General features: G+C 73.2%; 16 protein-coding genes. 5 read left to right on the forward strand and 11 right to left on the reverse strand.

Annotated elements, in window-relative coordinates; all coding sequences use genetic code 11:
• Nucleotides 1-4: 4 nt before the first annotated feature.
• The 10 genes from ACIQWR_RS05715 to ACIQWR_RS05760 form a co-directional block, all read right to left on the reverse strand.
• The gene (locus tag ACIQWR_RS05715; RefSeq protein WP_404005346.1) at nucleotides 5-1,264 is read right to left on the reverse strand and encodes a hypothetical protein; all 1,260 of its coding nucleotides are present in this window, start codon (nucleotides 1,262-1,264) and stop codon (nucleotides 5-7) included.
• 38 nt (nucleotides 1,265-1,302) lie between these two features.
• On the reverse strand, nucleotides 1,303-2,337 hold the full coding sequence (locus tag ACIQWR_RS05720; RefSeq protein ID WP_404005347.1) for a glutamate ABC transporter substrate-binding protein: 1,035 nt from the start codon (nucleotides 2,335-2,337) through the stop codon (nucleotides 1,303-1,305).
• The gene (locus tag ACIQWR_RS05725; protein ID WP_404005349.1) at nucleotides 2,337-3,737 is read right to left on the reverse strand and encodes a hypothetical protein; all 1,401 of its coding nucleotides are present in this window, start codon (nucleotides 3,735-3,737) and stop codon (nucleotides 2,337-2,339) included. Before ACIQWR_RS05725 ends, ACIQWR_RS05720 begins: the two co-directional genes overlap by 1 nt.
• Before the next feature lie 170 nt (nucleotides 3,738-3,907).
• A complete protein-coding gene (locus ACIQWR_RS05730) occupies nucleotides 3,908-4,978 on the reverse strand; it encodes an N-acetylglucosamine kinase (RefSeq protein WP_404005350.1) in 1,071 nt (356 codons plus the stop codon).
• Nucleotides 4,969-6,234, reverse strand: coding sequence for a 6-phospho-beta-glucosidase (locus ACIQWR_RS05735; protein WP_404005352.1), 1,266 nt, complete (start codon nucleotides 6,232-6,234; stop codon nucleotides 4,969-4,971). Before ACIQWR_RS05735 ends, ACIQWR_RS05730 begins: the two co-directional genes overlap by 10 nt.
• Nucleotides 6,235-6,239: 5 nt before the next feature.
• On the reverse strand, nucleotides 6,240-7,148 hold the full coding sequence (locus ACIQWR_RS05740) for a carbohydrate ABC transporter permease (RefSeq protein ID WP_404005353.1): 909 nt from the start codon (nucleotides 7,146-7,148) through the stop codon (nucleotides 6,240-6,242).
• A 1-nt stretch (nucleotide 7,149) separates the two neighbouring features.
• Complete coding sequence (locus tag ACIQWR_RS05745; RefSeq protein WP_404005355.1) at nucleotides 7,150-8,088, reverse strand: carbohydrate ABC transporter permease; 939 nt, start codon at nucleotides 8,086-8,088, stop codon at nucleotides 7,150-7,152.
• Between the two features lie 6 nt (nucleotides 8,089-8,094).
• The gene (locus ACIQWR_RS05750; RefSeq protein ID WP_404005356.1) at nucleotides 8,095-9,432 is read right to left on the reverse strand and encodes an ABC transporter substrate-binding protein; all 1,338 of its coding nucleotides are present in this window, start codon (nucleotides 9,430-9,432) and stop codon (nucleotides 8,095-8,097) included.
• A gap of 199 nt (nucleotides 9,433-9,631) precedes the next feature.
• The gene (locus ACIQWR_RS05755; RefSeq protein ID WP_404005358.1) at nucleotides 9,632-10,861 is read right to left on the reverse strand and encodes an ROK family transcriptional regulator; all 1,230 of its coding nucleotides are present in this window, start codon (nucleotides 10,859-10,861) and stop codon (nucleotides 9,632-9,634) included.
• Between the two features lie 158 nt (nucleotides 10,862-11,019).
• Nucleotides 11,020-12,081 carry a mechanosensitive ion channel family protein gene (locus tag ACIQWR_RS05760; RefSeq protein WP_404005771.1) on the reverse strand — a complete coding sequence of 354 codons (1,062 nt, stop codon included), beginning with the start codon at nucleotides 12,079-12,081 and terminating at the stop codon, nucleotides 11,020-11,022.
• A gap of 367 nt (nucleotides 12,082-12,448) precedes the next feature.
• Between ACIQWR_RS05760 and ACIQWR_RS05765 the strand changes: the two genes are divergently transcribed.
• The 4 genes from ACIQWR_RS05765 (at nucleotide 12,449) to ACIQWR_RS05780 (ending at nucleotide 15,977) form a co-directional block, all read left to right on the forward strand.
• Nucleotides 12,449-13,015, forward strand: coding sequence for an HNH endonuclease (locus ACIQWR_RS05765; protein WP_404005359.1), 567 nt, complete (start codon nucleotides 12,449-12,451; stop codon nucleotides 13,013-13,015).
• Between the two features lie 361 nt (nucleotides 13,016-13,376).
• Complete coding sequence (locus ACIQWR_RS05770; protein ID WP_404005360.1) at nucleotides 13,377-13,628, forward strand: hypothetical protein; 252 nt, start codon at nucleotides 13,377-13,379, stop codon at nucleotides 13,626-13,628.
• A gap of 13 nt (nucleotides 13,629-13,641) precedes the next feature.
• Nucleotides 13,642-15,720 carry a 4-alpha-glucanotransferase gene (locus ACIQWR_RS05775; protein ID WP_404005361.1) on the forward strand — a complete coding sequence of 693 codons (2,079 nt, stop codon included), beginning with the start codon at nucleotides 13,642-13,644 and terminating at the stop codon, nucleotides 15,718-15,720.
• Between the two features lie 20 nt (nucleotides 15,721-15,740).
• On the forward strand, nucleotides 15,741-15,977 hold the full coding sequence (locus ACIQWR_RS05780; RefSeq protein ID WP_399267495.1) for a hypothetical protein: 237 nt from the start codon (nucleotides 15,741-15,743) through the stop codon (nucleotides 15,975-15,977).
• Nucleotides 15,978-16,159: 182 nt separating this feature from the next.
• On the opposite strand, the gene ACIQWR_RS05785 is transcribed toward ACIQWR_RS05780, so the two are convergent.
• The gene (locus ACIQWR_RS05785; protein WP_404005362.1) at nucleotides 16,160-16,648 is read right to left on the reverse strand and encodes a MarR family winged helix-turn-helix transcriptional regulator; all 489 of its coding nucleotides are present in this window, start codon (nucleotides 16,646-16,648) and stop codon (nucleotides 16,160-16,162) included.
• Nucleotides 16,649-16,753: 105 nt separating this feature from the next.
• Between ACIQWR_RS05785 and ACIQWR_RS05790 the strand changes: the two genes are divergently transcribed.
• Complete coding sequence (locus ACIQWR_RS05790; protein WP_404005363.1) at nucleotides 16,754-18,055, forward strand: MFS transporter; 1,302 nt, start codon at nucleotides 16,754-16,756, stop codon at nucleotides 18,053-18,055.
• Nucleotides 18,056-18,113 lie beyond the last annotated feature (58 nt).

Below are 18,113 nucleotides of genomic sequence, written 5' to 3' on the forward strand. Positions count from 1 at the left end.
AGGCTCATGCGTCTTCCTTCCCCGGCCCGACGGGCCGGTCCTGCTGCGGCACCAATGACTCGGCGGCCGCCCGCTGGTAGCGCAGGACGGCCTGCTCGGCGGCCCGTAGGTCGCAGGGCGCGCTCCACAGCATCCGCCGGGCCGCGTCGTACCGCTCAACGAGCAAGGGGTCTCCCGCCGTTCCGTGCCGGGTCATCTTCGCCCGGTACGCGTCCAGCCTGCCCCGTAGTTCGGCCCGCACCGCCAAGGGCGCGGTCACGGCCGTCAACGACGCGCGGGCCCGCAGCAGTTCCTCCTCGGCCCGGGCCTCCAGGGACTCCAGCAGCGGGGAAAGCCGGTGCCACTGGGACTGGCGCCGGTAATCGGCGGCCGCCGCGAGCTGTTCCTGGAGCACGGTCGGCGGTCCGCTGACCACGGGCACCTCCGAGGCCGCGATCTTCGCCAGCACCTCGCCGCGCGCGGTCCGCGCCTCCGACAGCGTCCGGTCGGCCCGCGACAGCACGTCGCGCAGGCTGATCAGCCGCTGCTCGGCGTCCTGCCGCACGGTCAGCACCGCCTCCACCTCGCGCCGGACGTCCTCCAGCGCGCGCGCCGCCCGGTCGTAGCGGGCGGTGTCGGGTCGCCCGCCACCCGGCGCCGAACTGCCCTGGGTGGGAGTCCAGAAGGCCAGCGGGTCCTCGATGACCCGGGCGCGCAGCTCCGCCAGCTCGGCGGTGATCGCCTCCAGGTCGTCGCCCGAGGGGTGGGCGCCCGGGCGGACGCCGACGGAGTGCGCCAGCGAGCGCGTGCGGTGCAGCTCGGCGGCGAGCAGGTCTATCCGGGCGGGCAGCGCCGACCACACCGCGTCGGCGGCCACCACCATGTCCAGCGAGGACGCGTACAGCTCGTTCATCCGGGCGACCAGCTCGGCGAGCGAGAAGCGCTCGGCCAGCTGGGCGCCCTCCACCGCACCGCCCGCGATCATCACCCCGGCGCCGCGCAGCCGCTCGGTCAGCTCGACCAGGTCCTCGCGGCTCGGCCAGCGGCGCCGCTCGCGCAACTCCCGGGCAGCGTCGAGGGCCCCGCTGTAGGCGTCGAAGTAGGTCCACAGGCGGGTGATGGCGGCGTCGGCGGCGGCCCACCGCTCGCGGGTGATCCCGACCAGGGCGGCGCCCTCCAGCAGCCGGCGCCCGGCGTGGTCCTGGAGGGCGAGCAGCGAGGTCTCGACGGCCTCGTGCTCCGCGTCGAGCCGGGTCAGCGCGCGATCGACGTCGTCCCGGTCCATCACCCCGGGCCCGGCTCCTTCTGTTCCCGCCACGGCGCTCAGCCGTCCCGGTACTTGGGAGTCGGCGGGCCGGGGATGCCGGGCAGCACGGATTCCAGGTGGGTGCGGTAGGCCTTGATCCACTGGCTGCCGTCACCGCCCGCCCGGTAGTTGTCCAGCACCTTGTTGATCCGGCGCACCAGATCCGAGGCGTCCTTGTTCATCGCGACGCCGTAGAACTCCTTGGTGAAGGGCGATCCGACCAGCTTGATCGTCGGGTCCTGCGCGGCTTGGCCGGCCGCGAGCGCGTTGTCCGTGATGATGCCGTCGACCTCGCCCAGCTGGAGCCGGACCAGGCAGTCCAGCTGGTTGGGGACCGTGACCGACACCGAGCCGAAACCGTTCTCCTTGAGCTTGCTCTCGGCGATGGAACCGGCCGCCGTGCAGATCTTGCGGCCCTTGAGGGAGCCGTCGTAGCCCGTGATGGGCGAGCCCTTGGGGGCCAGCACCTGCTGGCCCGCTTCGAAGTACGCCGTGGAGAAGGCGACGTCCTTGAGCCGGGCGCAGTTGATCGTCATGGTCCGTACGACGATGTCGACCCGGCCCTCCACCAGCGCGGGTATGCGCTGGCTGGTCGGGATCGCCCGGTATATGACCGCGTTCTCGTCGCCCAGGATGTCCTTCGCTATCGCCTTCACCAGGGCGATGTCGAAGCCGTCGAGCTTGCCGTCGACCGGATTGCGGTAGCCCCAGCGGAAGCTGTTCTGGTCGACGCCGGCGACGAGCTTGCCCGCCGCCTTGATCCGGGCGATGGCCGCTCCGTCCACCCCCGCCGGCCGCAGGCTGGCCTCCGGGTCCTGGCAGGTCTCGTCCACGGCGGGGGCGGCCGGCGCCACCGCGGGCGCGGCGACGCCCTGGTGGACCGCGCCGCCGCGCCCCGACTCCGGGGCGGCCTGGGCCAGCGGCAGCAGGACGGCGGCCGCCGTCACCGCGCAGGCGGCGGCCATCGCGCTCACCCCGCCCCAGCCGCGCAGCCGCCGCGGGACCTGCCCGCCGCCGTCGCCTCGCTCCACCCGCAGCCCTCGCATCCGCATCACCTGTACTCCGAAAGCCTGCGCCCGATGCCGAGCAGCGCGGCCGCCGCTCCGAGGACCGCCAGCGCCGCCCCGCCCGTGACCAGACCGCCCAGGGCGCCGAGTCCGGCGCGGGCGGCCCGGGTGAACTCCTGCTGTTCGTGCGCGACGGCCTGCTCCAAGGAGGCGTCCACCGTGTCGAAGGACGCCCCGCTGCTGTCCTTGCCCCCGATGACCTGGGGCAGCGCGAGGTCGTAGTCGCCCTTGTTGTCGGTCTCCCGGGCGGCCGCGTGCCGCTGCTTCCACTGCGTCACGCCCTCGACGGCGTGGGCGACGGGCGTCCGGCCGCTCGTGTCGTCGGCGAGCTCCGCGGCCTTGGCGAGGCCCGCGTCGAGGTCCTTCATGTTCTTGGTGAAGTCGACGTCGTACTTGTCGGACTTCTTGTCGTCGGCGAGGACGGCGCCCCGCGCGATCAGCGTCAGGTTCTCATTGGCCCGCGCCTGGAGCGAGGAGATCCGGGCGTCATTGAGCACCTTCAGCGACTCCTGACCGCCCGAGCGGGCCTCGCTCAGCTCGGTCCGGGCCACCGTGTGCCCCACGGCCAGCCACAGGAGCACCACCGTGGAAGCGGCGGTCGCCGCCAGCAGCCCGTGGTTGAAGACGCGGTGGGTGCGCCGGTAGTTGCGCCGCTGGGCCCAGACCAGGGCCCCGATGGCGAGCAGGCCCGTACCGAAGGAGCCCACGGGGAACGCGCGGGCTTCGTCGTAGTCCTGGTAGAGCCGGTCCGTCTCCGCCCGGTAGAGCCGCTGCGCGGCGGGCAGCAGCTGGGTGCTCATCTGCTCGTTGGCGTAGCGCAGGTAGGCCCCGCCGAGCGGCAGCCCCTGCCGGTTGGTGGCCCGGGCCTGCTCTATGAGGCCGGTGTAGCGGGGCAGCTGCTCGCCGAGCAGCGCGATCTCCTTGCGGGACTCCTCGTCGCCGCCGGTGTTCGCCGCCGCGTTGACCAGCAGCCGCGAGGCGTTCGCGATGTCCTTCTCGTAGCGCTCGCGGACCTCGCGCGGCTCCTGACCGCCGGCGAGGAACCCGCTGGAGCTCGCCGTGTCCGCATCGGCCAGCGAGCGGTAGATGCTCGCCGCGTCCGCGCTGAGCGGCTGGCTGCGGCCGACCACGTCGTCGGCGGCGCCCGACCGGTCGGAGATCTCCCAGACCGTCACCACGCCGAAGAGGAGCACCAGCGCGGCCAGGGCCGCCCCGATGATCCGCAGCCGCCCGGGCTCGGTGGTCGCCGCGTCCCGCAGCCGCTCCACGCCCTCCGCCCACGCGCTGCGCCGCCCCGGCAGCGCCGGGCCGCCGCCGCCGGCGGGCCCGACGGGGCCGGGCGTGGTCGTGGGCGCGGACGCGGGTGCGCGCGATGTGATGGCCACCGTGACCTCCCCCTCGGTCGTGGACTGCTCGGGAGCAGTATGGCCGTACTGACGGCTCAGCACAGCACCTGGTGCTGGATCTTGAAGTGATGTGCCCCCCGGCACCCCTTCACCGTCAATACGTTCCTACGGCCGCCACAGTTCCAGAGATGACCCGGCTCGGGGCGGGTTCACCCGAAATGGGCACGGAGTTTTCCGTACGCGGCAGCCGGCGCACCGATCGCGTCCAGCCCCAGCAGCCCCGCGCCCAGCACCGGCGGCGCGGTCACCACCGACACCCGGGCCAGCGGGGCCCGTTCGGCGAGCCCCGCCCCGACCCGGTCGTTGAGCCGGGCGTGCCCGGCCGCCAGGACGCTGCCGCCCAGCAGTACGGGCGCCTCCTCCTCCAGCAGGTCGAGCCGCTCCAGCGCCACCGCGGCCAGCGCCACGACCTCGTCCGCCTGCCGCTCCACCAGCGCGCGCGCCACCGGGTCACCGGCCCCGGCCACCGCGAAGAGCACCGGGACCAGCTCGTGCGTGCGCTCCGGGGCGATCGCGCCCAGGTGCAGGGACTCGATCAGCTGGGTCATCGACGCCAGCCCGAAGTGCTCGGGCAGGGCCGCGGCCAGCGCGGTCGGACCGCCCCGCCCGTCCTCGGCCCGGGCCGCCCACCACATCGCCTCGGCGGCGAGGCCGCCCCCGCCGCCCCAGTCGCCGGAGAGCTGGCCCAGTGCCGGGAAGCGGGCGGTGCGCCCGTCGGGGCGCATGCCCACGCAGTTGATCCCGGCGCCGCAGACCACGGCGACCCCCAGCGGCGGCCCGCTGCCCACCAGACCGGCCCGCAGGATGGCGAAGGTGTCGTTGCGGACCTCGACGGTCCGCCCCCACCCCCGGGCCCGCAGGCCCTCGGTCAGCGCCTCCTCCTCGACCGGGAGGTCCGCGCCCGCCAGACAGGCCGACACGTGGGCGATCCCGTCCACGGAACCAGAACCGGAACCAGAACCGGAACCAGAACCGGAACCGGAGTCGGGGTCCCCCAAGTGGGCCGACCCCACCGGCAGGCCGAGGGCCCGGGCCTTCGCCCGGGCCTCCTCCAGGGCCGGGGCGATCGCGTCGAAGGCCGCCGCGACGCCGACCGCCTGCGGGCGGAAGCCGGGCCCGCGCGCGGTGACGAGCACCGACCCGTCCGCGTCGACGAGGGCGAGGTCCGTTTTGCTGTTGCCCGCGTCGACGGCCAGCAGCACGGTGCCCCTCACGCCCATGCCAGGTGCTCCTTGTTGTGCGCGAGGAGCCGGTCGGTCAGTCCCTCGGCCAGGTCGAACTGCCCGACCAGCGGGTGCGCGAGCAGCGCCTTGGCCACGCGCTCGCGACCGCCGCGCAGCGCGGCGTCCAGCGCGAGGTCCTCGTACGCCGTGACGTGCGCGATCAGCCCCGCGTAGAGCGGGTCCAGCCGGGGCACGGCCAGCGGCACCGGGCCGGAGCGGTCCACCCGCGCCTGCACCTCGATGACGGCGTCGTCCGCGAGGAACGGCAGGGTGCCGTTGTTCAGCGTGTTGACCACCTGTACGGGGCTGCCGCCGTCGCCCAGCAGCGCCGCCGCCAGGTCCACCGCGGCCTCCGAGTAGAAGGCGCCGCCCCGCTGGGCCAGCAGCGCCGGCTTCTCGTCGAGCGCGGGATCGCCGTACATCGCCAGCAGTTCCCGCTCCATCGCGGCCACCTCGGCGGCCCGCGAAGGCTTCTCGCCCAGCTCCCGGACCACCTCGTCGTGCGTGTAGAAGTACTTCAGGTAGTACGAGGGCACGACGCCGAGCCGGTCCAGGACCGCCCGCGGCAGCCGCAGGTCGGCGGCGACCGCGTCCCCGTGCTCCGCGAGCAGCCGCGGCAGCAGGTCCTCCCCGTCGGGGCCGCCGCGGCGCACCCCGAGCTCCCAGGTGAGGTGGTTCAGGCCGACGTGGTCCAGGTGCAGCTCACCGGGGGGCACGTCGAGCAGCGAGGCGAACTGCCGCTGGAGGGTGATCGCGACGTTGCACAGGCCGACCGCCTTGTGCCCGGCCCGGAGCAGGGCGCGGGTGACGATCCCGACGGGGTTGGTGAAGTCGATGATCCAGGCGTTCGGGTTGGTGCGCCGGACCCGCTCGGCGATGTCGAGGACGACCGGAACCGTGCGCAGCGCCTTGGCGAGCCCGCCCGCGCCGGTGGTCTCCTGGCCCACGCAGCCGCACTCCAGCGGCCAGGTCTCGTCCTGCTGCCGGGCCGCCTGTCCGCCCACGCGCAGCTGGAGCAGGACGGCGTCGGCGTCCGCGACCCCGGCGTCCAGGTCGGAGGTCGTGGTGATCGTCCCCGGGTGGCCCTGGCGGGCGAAGATCCGCCGCGCCAGCCCGCCGACGAGCTCCAGTCGGTCGGCCGCGGGGTCGATCAGCACCAGCTCGCTGATCGGCAGGGTGTCGCGCAACCGGGCGAACCCGTCGATCAGTTCGGGGGTGTAAGTGGAACCGCCACCCACTACTGCGAGTTTCATGTTTCCTAGCCTTTCACTCCGGTCAGGGTGACGCCTTCGACGAACGCCTTCTGGGCGAAGAAGAAGAGGACGATCACCGGGGCCATGACCAGCACGGTCGCGGCCATGGTCAGGTTCCAGTTGGTGTGGTGCGCGCCCTTGAAGGACTCCAGTCCGTAACTGAGGGTCCAGGCGGCCGGGTTGTCGGAGGCGTAGATCTGCGGGCCGAAGTAGTCGTTCCACGCGGCGAAGAACTGGAACAGCGCGACGGCGGCGATGCCGGGCTTGGCCATGGGCAGGACGACCCGCAGCAGCGTCCGCAGCTCCCCGCAGCCGTCGACCCGCGCCGCGTCCAGGTACTCGTCCGGGATGGTCAGCAGGAACTGGCGGAGCAGGAAGATGGAGAAGGCGTCCCCGAAGGCCATCGGGATGATCAGCGGCCACAGCGTCCCGGACAGGTCGAGCTGCTTGGCCCAGAAGAGGTACATCGGGATGACCACCACCTGCGGCGGCAGCATCATCATCGAGATCACCAGCAGCAGCGAGAGCCGCCGGCCGCGGAAGCGGAATTTGGCGAGGGCGTAGGCGACGGGCACCGAGGACACCACGGTCAGCAGCGTTCCGAGCCCCGCGTACAGCAGGGTGTTGCGCCACCACAGGAGGAACCCGGGGGTGTGCCACACCTTCGCGTAGTTGCCCCACTCCCAGGTACGGGGCCACAGGTCGCGGGTCAGCGCCTGCTGGTCGCTCATCAGCGAGGTGAGGAAGAGGAAGACGAAGGGGAGGATGAAGAAGAGGGCGGCGGCGACGCCGAGGGAGTGCACGGCGACCCAGTGCAGCACCTCCTTGCGGCGGTGGCGGACCGCCGCCGGGCCGGTCGGCGCGGCGGGCGGGGCCGTCTTCGGGGGCACGGTCGTGCCGGTGGTCACGGCCATCTCAGTCACCGGTTCCGATCAGTCCGCCACGGCGCCGCATCAGGAGCGCGGTGAAGGCCATGGAGAGGGCGAAGAGGACGAGCGCGAGCACGCAGGCGGTGCCGTAGTCGGATCGTTGGAAGCCGACGTTGTAGATGAGCTGGGGCAGCGTCAGCGTGGACTTGTCCGGGTAGCCCGGCTCGAACTGCTGGCCGGAGCCGCCGATCACGCCGGCCGCCACCTTCCCGGCGACCAGCGGCTGCGTGTAGTACTGCATGGCCTGGATGATCCCGGTGACCACGGCGAACAGGATGATCGGGGAGATGTTCGGCAGGGTGATGTGCCGGAACCGCGCCCAGGGCCCGGCCCCGTCCAGCTCCGCGGCCTCGTACTGCTCCTTCGGTACGTCGAGGAGCGCGGCCATGAAGATGACCATCAGGTCGCCGATCCCCCACAGCGCCAGCGCGGTCAGCGCGGGCTTGGACCAGGCGGGGTCGGTGAACCAGCCCGGCGCGGGCAGTCCGAGCGCCTCCAGCCAGGTGTTGACCGGCCCGGTACCGGGGTTGAGCAGGAAGACGAAACCGAGGGTCGCGGCGACCGGCGGGGCCAGGTAGGGCAGGTAGAAGAGGGTGCGGAAGACCCCGGCCCCCGTCTTGATCTTCGTGATGAGCAGACCGACGCCGAGCCCGAAGAGCACCCGGCAGCTCACCATGACCACGACCAGCCACAGGGTGTTGCGCATCGCGGGCCAGAAGAGCGGGGAGTCGGAGAAGACGTACGACCAGTTGTCCAGCCCGTTGAGGACCGGCGGACGGAAGCCGTCGTACCTCGTGAAGGAGAAGTACAGGGTGGACAGCAGCGGGTAGGCGAAGAAGACGGCGAAGCCGATCAGCCACGGGGACATGAAGGCCGTGGTCCGCAGGGCGGACCTGCGCCGCTTCGCGCTCAGGGTGTGGTTCATCGTGGGCTACTTGGCCTTCGCGATGTCCGTGTCGATCTGCTGGGCGGTCTTGGCGAGCCCGGCCTGGAGGTCGCCGACCGCACCCTTCTCGACCCCGTACGCGAAGTCGGCGAAGGTCAGCTGGTAGGTGCCGCCGTCGGGCTGGGCCGGTGTGGTGTTGGACTTCGGGTGCTTGGCGATGTCGATGAAGGTCTTGAACTGCGGGGACACCTGGAGCTTCGGCGAATCCATCGCGGCCAGCGTGGAGGGGACGTTGTGGATGTCGTTGGCGAAGGCCACCACCGCGTCGGTGTCGGTGGTCATGTACTTCACCAGTTCCCAGGCCGCGTTCTGCTTCGCGCTGCCGGAGGCGATGCCCATGATCGTGCCGGACAGGTAGCCCTTGCCGTAGTCGTCCTTCTGGTCGTCCGGCACGGGCAGCGGCGCGGTGGCGATCTCGAAGCCGACCCCGGCGTTCTTCGCCATCTCGGCCCGCCACTCGCCGTCGATCTGCATGGCGACCAGCCCCTTGTTGAAGGGGTGTTCGGCGCCCCATTCGTCACCGAACGTGGTGCGGAACTTCTCCAGCTTCTCGTAGCCGCCCAACGTGGCGACCAGGTCCTTCTGCGCGGTCAGCATCTTGGCGAAGGCCGGGTCCTTGGCCAGGTTCGACTTCCCCTCGGCGTCGAAGTACGTCGGGCCCCACTGCGCGGCGAGCCGCATCGGGGTGGTCTCGTAGCCGTGGAAGGTGGGCATCAGGCCGAGCTGCTCGTAGCTGTCCCCGCGCTCCTTGGTGAGCAGCTTCGCGTCCTTGACGAACTCGCTCCAGGTCTTCGGCGGTTCGTTGATCCCGGCGGCCGTGAAGGCGGTCTTGTTGTAGACGAGGCCGTAGGCGTCGTTCAGCAACGGCAGCGTGCACTGGTTGCCCTTGAACTGGGTGTAGTCCAGCAGGGTCTTGGGGAAGACCTTGGTCTTGTCGATGCCCGACTTGGCGAGGAAGGGGGTCAGGTCGGCGAAGGCTCCGGAGGCGCAGAACTTGCCGACGCTGTCGGTGCTGAAGGAGGACACCACGTCCGGGGCCTTGGTACCGCCCGCCCGCAGCGCCTGGTTGACCTTCTCGTCGGTCATGTTGCCGATGACCTTGACCTTGATGTTCGGGTGCGCCTTCTCGAAGCGGTCGATGCTGTCCTGGATCGCCTTGACCTCACGGGGCTCCACCCAGCCGTGCCAGAAGTTGAGGGTGACCTCCTTGTTCGGGTCGTCGGAGGCGGCGGCGCCGCTCTGCCCCGTACACCCGGTGGCGAGGGCGGATATCGCGGCGAGTGCGGCCGCGAGGGTGGTGAGGCGGCGGGTGCGTCCGGGCATGGCGGTGTCTCTCTCTACGCGGGGAACGTCCGGTCGGGGTCCAGCGGGAGAAGCGGAGGTGCGGGAGGTGCGGGAGGTGCGGGAGGTGCGGGAGGTGCAGGCAGTGCAGGCGGTGCGGGTGGAGCTGGCGGTGCGGCAGGTGGGGCGGGTGGAGCCGTTGGTCTGCGGGGGCGCGGCGGGGCGCGGTGGGGCGGGTGGATCAGCGGGAGGTGTCGAACACTTCGTCGCGGGTGGCGGCGAGCGCGCTCTCCAGCGCGCCGCGCAGCACGGGCCGCGTGCGCACCTCGCCGGTGACCAGCCGGGGCCGGGACGGGGCGAGGTCGGCGAGCTCGGTCTCGATCAGTTCGCGCAGCAGGTCCCCGCCCGCGGTGGTCACGGCGCCGGAGAGCACCACGATCTCCGGGTCCAGTACGGAGACCAGCGAGGCGAGACCGGTGGCGAGCGCCGTGGCGTACGCCTCCAGCAGGTGCAGGTGCGCCCCCGTGGGCTCGGCGGCGGCCCGCTCCAGCAGTGCCACCGCGCTGGCCACCTCGGCGGCGTGCCCCGGAGTGCCCGGCGCGGGCGGCTCCGCCCACGGCATCTCCAGGCCCAGCCCGGCGGCCAGTGCGGGCAGTACCTCCACGCCGGCCAGCTCCTGGTAGCCCCCGGAGTTCTCCCGGGTCACGTGGCGCACCAGCGGCCGTCCGGGCACCGGCAGGAAGCCGACCTCGCCCGCGCCGCCGGTCCAGCCGCGGTGCAGCCGTCCGGCGATCACCAGGGCGGCGCCGAGGCCCTCCTCGTTCCACAGCAGGACGAAGTCCTCGTGGCCGCGGGCCGCGCCCAGTCGCTGCTCGGCGATGGCGGCGAGGTTCACGTCGTTCTCGTACTCGACGGGCATGGGCAGCGCCGCCGCCAGCTCCTCCAGGAGGGTGGGGGAGTGCCAGCCGGGCAGGTGGTCGGCGTAGCGCAGGACCCCCGTGCGCGGGTCGAAGGAGCCGGGGGAGGCGATGACCAGGCGGTGGACGTCGCCGCGCTGGAGCCCGGCGGCCTTGACGGCGTCGCCGAGCGCCTGGGTGACCTGGTCCACCACGGGGGTGCCCGGGCCCGGGTTGGGCAGCTCGCAGCTGCCCACGACCTCACCGGTGAGGTCGGCGACGGCGGCGACGATGCGGCCCGGGGTGACGTCGAGCCCGGCGGCGTAGGCCGCTCGCGCGTTGATCGCGTACAGCTGGGCGTTGGGTCCGGGGCGTCCGGTGGCGGTGCCGGTGGCCACGACCAGCCCCCGGGCTTCCAGCCGGGCCAGCAACTGGGAGGCGGTGGGCTTGGAGAGACCGGTGAGCCGGCCGATCCGGGTCCGCGACAGGGGGCCGTGGGCCAGCAGCAGGTCCAGTGCGGCGCGGTCGTTCATCGCGCGCAGCAGACTGGGTGTTCCGGGGGTGGTGCTGGCCATGGGGTGTTCTCTCCCTGACGCAGGTGTGAACTGTTAGGTAAGTTTCCTATCAGCTGTCGGCCCATGTCAATGGCGGTGCGACAACGACGCTGCCCCCGCGGGGAACGATCTGCGGGGGCAGCGGTGGGGAGGCCGCGCGAGCTGCGCGGACCGTCCGCCTACTTGGTGATGCGGGGCATTCCCGGTCCGATGGGGGGCGGGATGGGGCTGGTGGCCATCGACTGCGGCGAGGCCGGGTTCGCCAGCGCGGACGGCGCGGCGACGGCGGCCGACGGGTCCGCGGCGTCCTCCTCGTCCGCCGCGGCGGGCAATCCACCGACGATCCCGATGCCCGCGTCGTCGAAGGCCTCCTTGATCCGCCAGCGCAGCTCGCGCTCCACCGAGAACTGCTGGCCGGGCATGGTCTTCGCGGAGACCTTGACGGTCATCGACGCGAGGAGCACCTCGTCCAGCCCCAGCACCTCCACCGGGCCCCAGAGCCGCTCGTCCCACGGCGTCTCCTTCGCCATGGACTCGGCGACCCCCCGGATCGCCTCGCGGATCCGGCCCATGTTCTCGGACGGCTTGACCTGGACGTCCACGCCCGCCGTCGACCAGCCCTGGCTGAGGTTGCCGATGCGCTTGATCTCGCCGTTGCGGACGTACCAGATCTCGCCGTTGTCCCCGCGCAGCTTGGTGACCCGCAGGCCCACCTCGACGACCTCGCCGGAGGCCACGCCCGCGTCGATCTTGTCCCCGACGCCGTACTGGTCCTCAAGGATCATGAACACGCCGGACAGGAAGTCCGTCACCAGGTTCCGGGCGCCGAAACCGATCGCCACACCGGCCACACCGGCGCTCGCCAGCAGCGGGCCGAGGTTGATGTCGAGGGCGCCGAGCACCATCAGCCCGGCCGTGCCCAGGATCAGGAAGGACGCCACCGAGCGCAGCACCGACCCGATCGCCTCGGAGCGCTGGCGCCGGCGCTCGGCGTTGACCAGCAGCCCGCCCAGGGCCGTGCCCTCTACGGCCTCCGCACCGCGGTTCATCCGGCCTATGAGCTTGGTCAGCGACTTGCGCACCACCGAGCGCAGCGCCGCCGCTATCACGATGATCAGCAGGATCTTCAGGCCGAGGAACAGCCAGTCGGCCCAGTTGTCCTGGATGAAACCGGCGGCGTTGTTGACGCTCTGGGTTGCTTCCTCGGTGTTGCGGGGCACGACGGGTACGTCGTCGGCCAGCGGATACGGGGCGGCGGGCCAGGGCACGGCAGGAACCTCCAGGCGTAGCGGTCTGCCCGGCGAGGACACCCCCGGACGGGGTCCGGGGCGGATGCGCGGGCAGACCAACCACACTAACGGGGCAATCCCCGTGACCCCGTTGTCCTGTTCCGGGGAGAGAGGGGACTCACGTCGGGACGGCGTCGATGTGCCGTCGTCCTCTCACCCACGTGCCGCCCACGTGCCGCCGACGTGCCGCCGATGTGGGCGAAAACACCTCCGACCCGTTACGGGCGCGTGGTGGCGCTCCGACCAGCGGTGAGGAGAGACTGGAAGGCAGATCGTCCCGGCGCGAGCCACGCGCCGCCGGCGTACAAGGAGGCAGTCCGTGCCGCACGTCCTGGTCCTCAATGCGTCGTACGAGCCCCTCGGCGTCGTACCGCTCCGCCGCGCGCTGGTCCTCGTCCTGGAGAACAAAGCGATCTCCCTGGAGGAATCCGGCGCCTTCCTGCACAGCTCGACGAGGGTCGTCCCCGCGCCCAGCGTGGTCAGGCTCAAGCGATTTGTGCGGGTCCCCTACCGGGGGCCCGTTCCACTCACCCGGCGCGCGCTCTTCGCCCGTGACGGCGGGCGCTGCATGTACTGCGGGGCCGTCGCCACCAGCGTCGACCACGTCATCCCGCGCAGCCGGGGCGGCCAGCACGCCTGGGACAACGTCGTCGCCGCGTGCCGCCGCTGCAACCACGTCAAGGCCGACCGGCACCTGCTGGAACTGGGCTGGCGGCTGCGCCACCAGCCCGCCCCGCCGTCGGGGCTGGCCTGGCGGATCATCGGCACCGGGCACCGGGACCCGTGCTGGATGCCCTACCTCCAGCCGTACGGGGCCGCCGACGCGCTCGACCGCATCGGTGTGGCCGTCTCCGACCCGGCCCGGATCGGCGCGGCGGTGTCCTGACGGTCGGCGGTGCCGCGGTACCCCGCCGGGGCGGTCTGGGGCGTGCGGCGCGGGCTGCGCGCCCGTCCGGGCTCCGGTGCGCCGTGCCGTGGCTGTGGGGCGGGGCGCGGTGCCGGCCGCGGCCGACTGTCCCTCCGGGGGCGCCTCGATCGCCGGCGGGGCTGAGTGGGGCTGAGGCTGGCTTCTGACCTCCCTGTAAGGGGACGCCCTGCCAGGTCGGGTTGCGGAGGCTTGGGTTCCGGCGGAGGTGGGGGTTCTGGTCGGGAACGCCGGGAATGCGGCACGGCCGGATGGGTAGGGCTGCGGTGTTCCCCGTAACGGGTCCCGCCCGCGCGTCGTCAGCCATGCGAGGAGTACCGCCGTGAACGCCCGCACCCCCCACCAGCCCGCCCGCCCCGCCCGCTCCAGACCGGCCTCCGCCACGGCCGTCGTGCCCCTGCTCGCCCACCTGCCGCGGCGGCTCTCCGTCACCGAGGGCGCCACCTCCGGCCCGCTGACCAGCGAGTCCCCGCTCGCCGACACCGCACACGCGCCGCTCACCAGCGAACCGCCGCTCACCGACGAGGCTCCGCTGACCAGCGAGCCGACCACCCCCGCCGCCGCTGCGGGTTAGCCGAGGGATACGCATGGACCTGGCCCGGCTCGCCGCCCACCACGGGGTCGCCACCTCCTACCACCCCTCCGAGGGCGTGACGGTCCGGGTGCCGGAGCGGACGGTCGTGGCCGTGCTCGGGCTGCTGGGCGTCGACGCCGGGACCCCGCAGGAGGTACGGGCCGCGCTCGCGCGCGCCGAGCGGGAGGAGGCGCGGCGGCTGCTGCCGGTCACGCTGGTGCACTGGACGGGCGCCGAGCCCCCCGCCGCCCTCGCCGCGCTGCCGCCGGGCACCGAGGTCCGGCTGGTACCGGAGGCGCCGGAGGAGCCGGAGGGGAGCGCGGGGGAGCCGCTGGTCTGGGAGACCGGGCCGCAGGGGCCGCTCCCGGCCGCCGGGCTGCCGCTGGGGGTGCACCGGATCACGGTGACCCGGCCCGACGGGCGGACCGGCGCGGCCACCTTGATCGTGGCCCCGGACCGGGCGCCGGCCGCGCCGGAGCGCGCCCACGGGCTGCTGGTGCAGCTCTATTCGCTGCTGTCCGAGGACTCCTGGGGCATGGGCGACCTCGGGGACCTCGCGCAGCTCGCGCGCTGGGCCGCGCGCACCCACGGCGCCGGCTTCGTCCAGGTCAACCCGCTGCACGCGGCGGTCCCCGGCACGCCGACCGACCCCTCGCCCTACCGCCCCTCCTCGCGCCGCTTCCCCGACCCCGTGCACCTGCGGATCGAGGACCTCCCCGAGTACGCCGCCTGCCCGGACCGGGTGGCCCTGGCCGAGCTGGCCGCGGGGGGTGCGCGGCTGCGCCGCCTGGTGCTGGAGAAGGACGCCCTGATCGACCGGGACGCGGTGTGGGCCCTCAAGCGGGCCGCTCTGGAGCTGTTGTACGCCGTCCCGCGCGGGGCGGACCGCGAAGCCGCCCTGGAGCGGTTCCGCGCGGAGGGCGGGCCCGCGCTGGCCCGGCACGCCGAGTGGTGCGCGCTGGCGGAGCGGTACGGGGGCGACCCCGCGGCCTGGCCCGCGGACGCCGCGGCCGGGCCCGCGGAGCTCGCCTTCCACGGTTGGCTGGCCTGGCTCACCGACGCGCAGCTCACCGCCGCCCAGCGCGGGGCGCGGGAGGCGGGGATGTCCGTGGGCATCGTCCACGACCTCGCGGTCGGGGTGCACCCCGAGGGCGCCGACGTACGGGCCGCGCCCGGTACGTACGCCACCGGTGCCTGCGTCGGGGCCCCGCCCGACGCGTTCAACGCGCGCGGGCAGGACTGGGGGCTGCCGCCGTGGCGCCCCGACCGGCTCGCCGCCTCGGGCTACGCGCCCCTGCGCGATCTGCTGCGCGGGGTGTTCCGCTATGCCGGGGCGCTGCGGATCGACCACGTCATGGGCCTGTTCCGGCTCTGGTGGATCCCCCGGGACACCCCGCCCGCGGAGGGTACGTACGTCTCGTACGACGGCGAGGCCATGCTCGCGGTCCTGGTGCTGGAGGCCCACCGGGCCGGGGCGCTGGTCGTCGGCGAGGACCTCGGGACCGTGGAACCGGGGGTCCGCGAGGCTCTCGCCCGGCGCGGTGTGCTCGGCACCTCGGTGCTGTGGTTCGAGCGCGACTGGGCGGGCGGCGGTGCCCCGCTGCCCCCGGCGCACTGGCGCGCGGACTGCCTGGCCACCGCCACCACCCACGATCTGCCGCCCACCGCCGCCAAACTGGCGGGGGCTCACGTCGAACTGCGCGACCGGCTGGGCCTGCTGACCCGTCCGGCGGAACTGGAACGGGCCGAGGACGCGGCGGACACGCAGGAGTGGCTGGCGGTGCTGGACCGGCTCGGTCTGGACACCAAGGGCGAGGAGGCCGCCGTACGGGCCCTGTACGGGTTCCTGCTGCGCACCCCGGCCCGGTTGGTCGGTGTGTGGCTGCCGGACGCGGTGGGCGACCGGCGGCCGCAGAACCTGCCGGGGACCTGGGACCAGTACCCCAATTGGCGGCTGCCGGTGGCCGACGGGAGCGGACGGCCGCTCACGCTGGAGCGGATCGCCGCCTCGCCCCGGGCGAACGCCCTGTTGAGCGCGGTGCGGGAGGGCGCGCACCCCCGTACGGCACCCCCGGGCGCGCGCGCTGTTTAGGTGTTCGCTACGTTTGCACCGTGGACAAGAAGAACGCTCTGCGCGCCGGCGCTGTCACGGCCGGAACGACGCTGATGATGCTGCTGATGACGTCTCCCGCGCTCGCGCTGACCCGCGACGACGGTGACGACCCGGGCAAGGGCCTGAGCATTGCCGAGACGCTCGGCCTGTTCGTGGCCGCGCCGATCGTGCTGTTCCTGGTCATCGCGGGCCTCGTGATGGTCGGCGACAAGTCGCGCAAGACGCAGGAACAGTAGGACCAGTAGGACTGACGTAGGGCCGCCCCCGAGGGGGCGGATCCCACGTGGCTTCCGGGGCGCCGGAGGTCCACAGACCGGTACGTGACGCATGACGCGTGACGTACCGGTGGCACTGTGGACCTCCGGCGCCCTTTCGGCATGCCCTCGGAGGCCGCATGCCTTCCGGGGCCGCCGAGCCCTCAGAGGCTGCCGTGCAGTTTGCGCAGCAGTGCGATGAGGAGGGTGACCTCCTCCTCGTCCAGGCCCTCCAGGCCCGCGCGCTGGACCTCCAACCCCGCGGTGACCGCCTCGTCGATGAGGGCGAGGCCGCGCTCGGTCACCGTCACCTGGAGCCCCCGCCGGTCGTGCGGATCGGGGCTGCGGCGCAGCAGCCCGGCCTTCTCCAGCTTGTCCAGCCGCCCGGTCATGCCGCCCGTGGTGAGCATGAGCGTGGCCGAGAGCTGGCGCGGCGAGAGGGTGTAGGGCTCGCCGGACCGGCGCAGGGTGGCGACCACGTCGAACTCCCCGCGGGAGATGCCGTAGCGGGCGTAGGTCCGGTCCATGGCGTCGCCCATCGCCTTGCTGATCCGGTAGATCCGGCCGAAGACGGCCATGGGGGTCACGTCCAGATCCGGGCGGACCGCGTTCCACTGGGCGGCTATCGCGTCGACCGCGTCCTTTTCGCTCATGCGTCGCAGTATCCCGAGTCCCCTCGCTAGATCGCAAGAAAGTAGCTTGACGGAAAGTAGCTTAGGAGTAAGCTACTTCCTAACAACCTACTTGGGGGAGCGGACGTGTCGGCGAAGCAGCGACGGGCGGCAGTGGAGCGGGTGGCGGGGGAGCGGGCGCTGCTCGTGGCGGCGGGGATCAACGCCGTCGGGATCGGCATGTACATACCGTTCACGCTGGTCTTCTTCCGACACGTCACCGGGCTCTCCTTCGCCGCCGTCGGCATGGTGCTCACCGTCACCGGCCTCGCGGGGCTGGCGCTGATGCCGCTCGCGGGCACGGCCGTCGACCGGTTCGGCGCCAAGCCCGTCGTCCTGGTCCTCTACGGGATCCGGACGCTCGGCTTCCTCGCCTACCCCTTCGCGACCTCGCTGCCCGCCTTCGCGGTCGTCGCCCTGTTCACCGCCCTCGCCGACCGCTCCTTCGCCCTCGTCCAGCAGTCGCTGATCGGCGAGGTAGCGCGGGGCGGGGCCCGGGACCGCCTCCAGGCGTCCCTGCGGGCCCTGCAGAACGCCGGGATGGGCGCCGGAGCGATGATCGTCTCCGGCGTGCTGGCCCTGTGGGGCACGGGCGGGTTCTCCTGGACCGCCTGGGCCAACGCCCTCGCCTTCGCGGCGGCCGGACTGCTCGTCAGCCGGGTCCGCCCGGTGCGCGGCCCGGGCACGACGGCCGAGCGGGCCGAGGGGGCGGGGCGCCCGGCCGCCGGGTACCGGATGGTGCTGCGCGACCGCCCCTTCCTCGGCCTGGCCGCCGCCAACTTCCTGACCGCCCTCGGCTACTCCGCCCTCTCGGTCCTCTTCCCGCTGTACATCGCCACCTGGCTGCGCGGCCCCGACGCGCTCACCGGCGCCGCCTTCACCCTCAACACCGTGCTGTGCGCCGGGGCGGGCGTCCTGATCGCGAGCCGGGTGCGGCGCTCCGGCGCCCGTCGGACCCGCTCCGCCGCCCTCGGGTCGCTGCTCTTCGCCGCCGCCTTCGTCGGTCAGATCGTGCTCGGGACCGTGCGCCCCGGCTCGACCGGCCTGCTGATCGCCCTCATGGCGATCGTGGTCGTCTACACCGTGGGCGAGCTGGTCCACAGCCCCTCCGGCGGCGCCCTGTCGGTCTCCGCCGCCCCCGAGGCGGTGCGCGGCCGCTACCTCGCCACCTACCAGCTGTCCTACTCCCTCGCCGGCGCGCTGGCGCCCTCCCTCTTCACCGCGCTGCTGAGCGTCGACGGCCGACTGCCGTGGGCCGTGCTCGCCGTCGCCGCGGTCGGCGCCGCCGCGGCCCTGGTCCGGCTGGAGCCTCACCTGCCGGACGAGGCCGTGTACGCCGAGCCCCCGGTCCCCGTCGCCGCCCCGGCCCCGGCGCCGGTCGCCGCCTGACCCGCGCCGCCCGTAGCCCGTAGCCCGCATCCCGGATCTCTTATCCCGTTCGAGGAGT

The sequence above is a fragment of the Streptomyces sp. NPDC098789 genome, from assembly GCF_044759975.1.
Classification (GTDB): domain Bacteria; phylum Actinomycetota; class Actinomycetes; order Streptomycetales; family Streptomycetaceae; genus Streptomyces.

Bases quoted from the DNA above. Each gene is read 5' to 3' on its own strand.
- ACIQWR_RS05715 (WP_404005346.1), bottom strand. From the start codon at position 1,264: ATGGACCGGGACGACGTCGATCGCGCGCTGACCCGGCTCGACGCGGAG.
- ACIQWR_RS05720 (WP_404005347.1), bottom strand. From the start codon at position 2,337: ATGCGGATGCGAGGGCTGCGGGTGGAGCGAGGCGACGGCGGCGGGCAG.
- ACIQWR_RS05730 (WP_404005350.1), bottom strand. From the start codon at position 4,978: ATGGGCGTGAGGGGCACCGTGCTGCTGGCCGTCGACGCGGGCAACAGC.
- ACIQWR_RS05735 (WP_404005352.1), bottom strand. From the start codon at position 6,234: ATGAAACTCGCAGTAGTGGGTGGCGGTTCCACTTACACCCCCGAACTG.
- ACIQWR_RS05740 (WP_404005353.1), bottom strand. From the start codon at position 7,148: ATGGCCGTGACCACCGGCACGACCGTGCCCCCGAAGACGGCCCCGCCC.
- ACIQWR_RS05745 (WP_404005355.1), bottom strand. From the start codon at position 8,088: ATGAACCACACCCTGAGCGCGAAGCGGCGCAGGTCCGCCCTGCGGACC.
- ACIQWR_RS05750 (WP_404005356.1), bottom strand. From the start codon at position 9,432: ATGCCCGGACGCACCCGCCGCCTCACCACCCTCGCGGCCGCACTCGCC.
- ACIQWR_RS05755 (WP_404005358.1), bottom strand. From the start codon at position 10,861: ATGGCCAGCACCACCCCCGGAACACCCAGTCTGCTGCGCGCGATGAAC.
- ACIQWR_RS05775 (WP_404005361.1), top strand. From the start codon at position 13,642: ATGGACCTGGCCCGGCTCGCCGCCCACCACGGGGTCGCCACCTCCTAC.
- ACIQWR_RS05785 (WP_404005362.1), bottom strand. From the start codon at position 16,648: ATGAGCGAAAAGGACGCGGTCGACGCGATAGCCGCCCAGTGGAACGCG.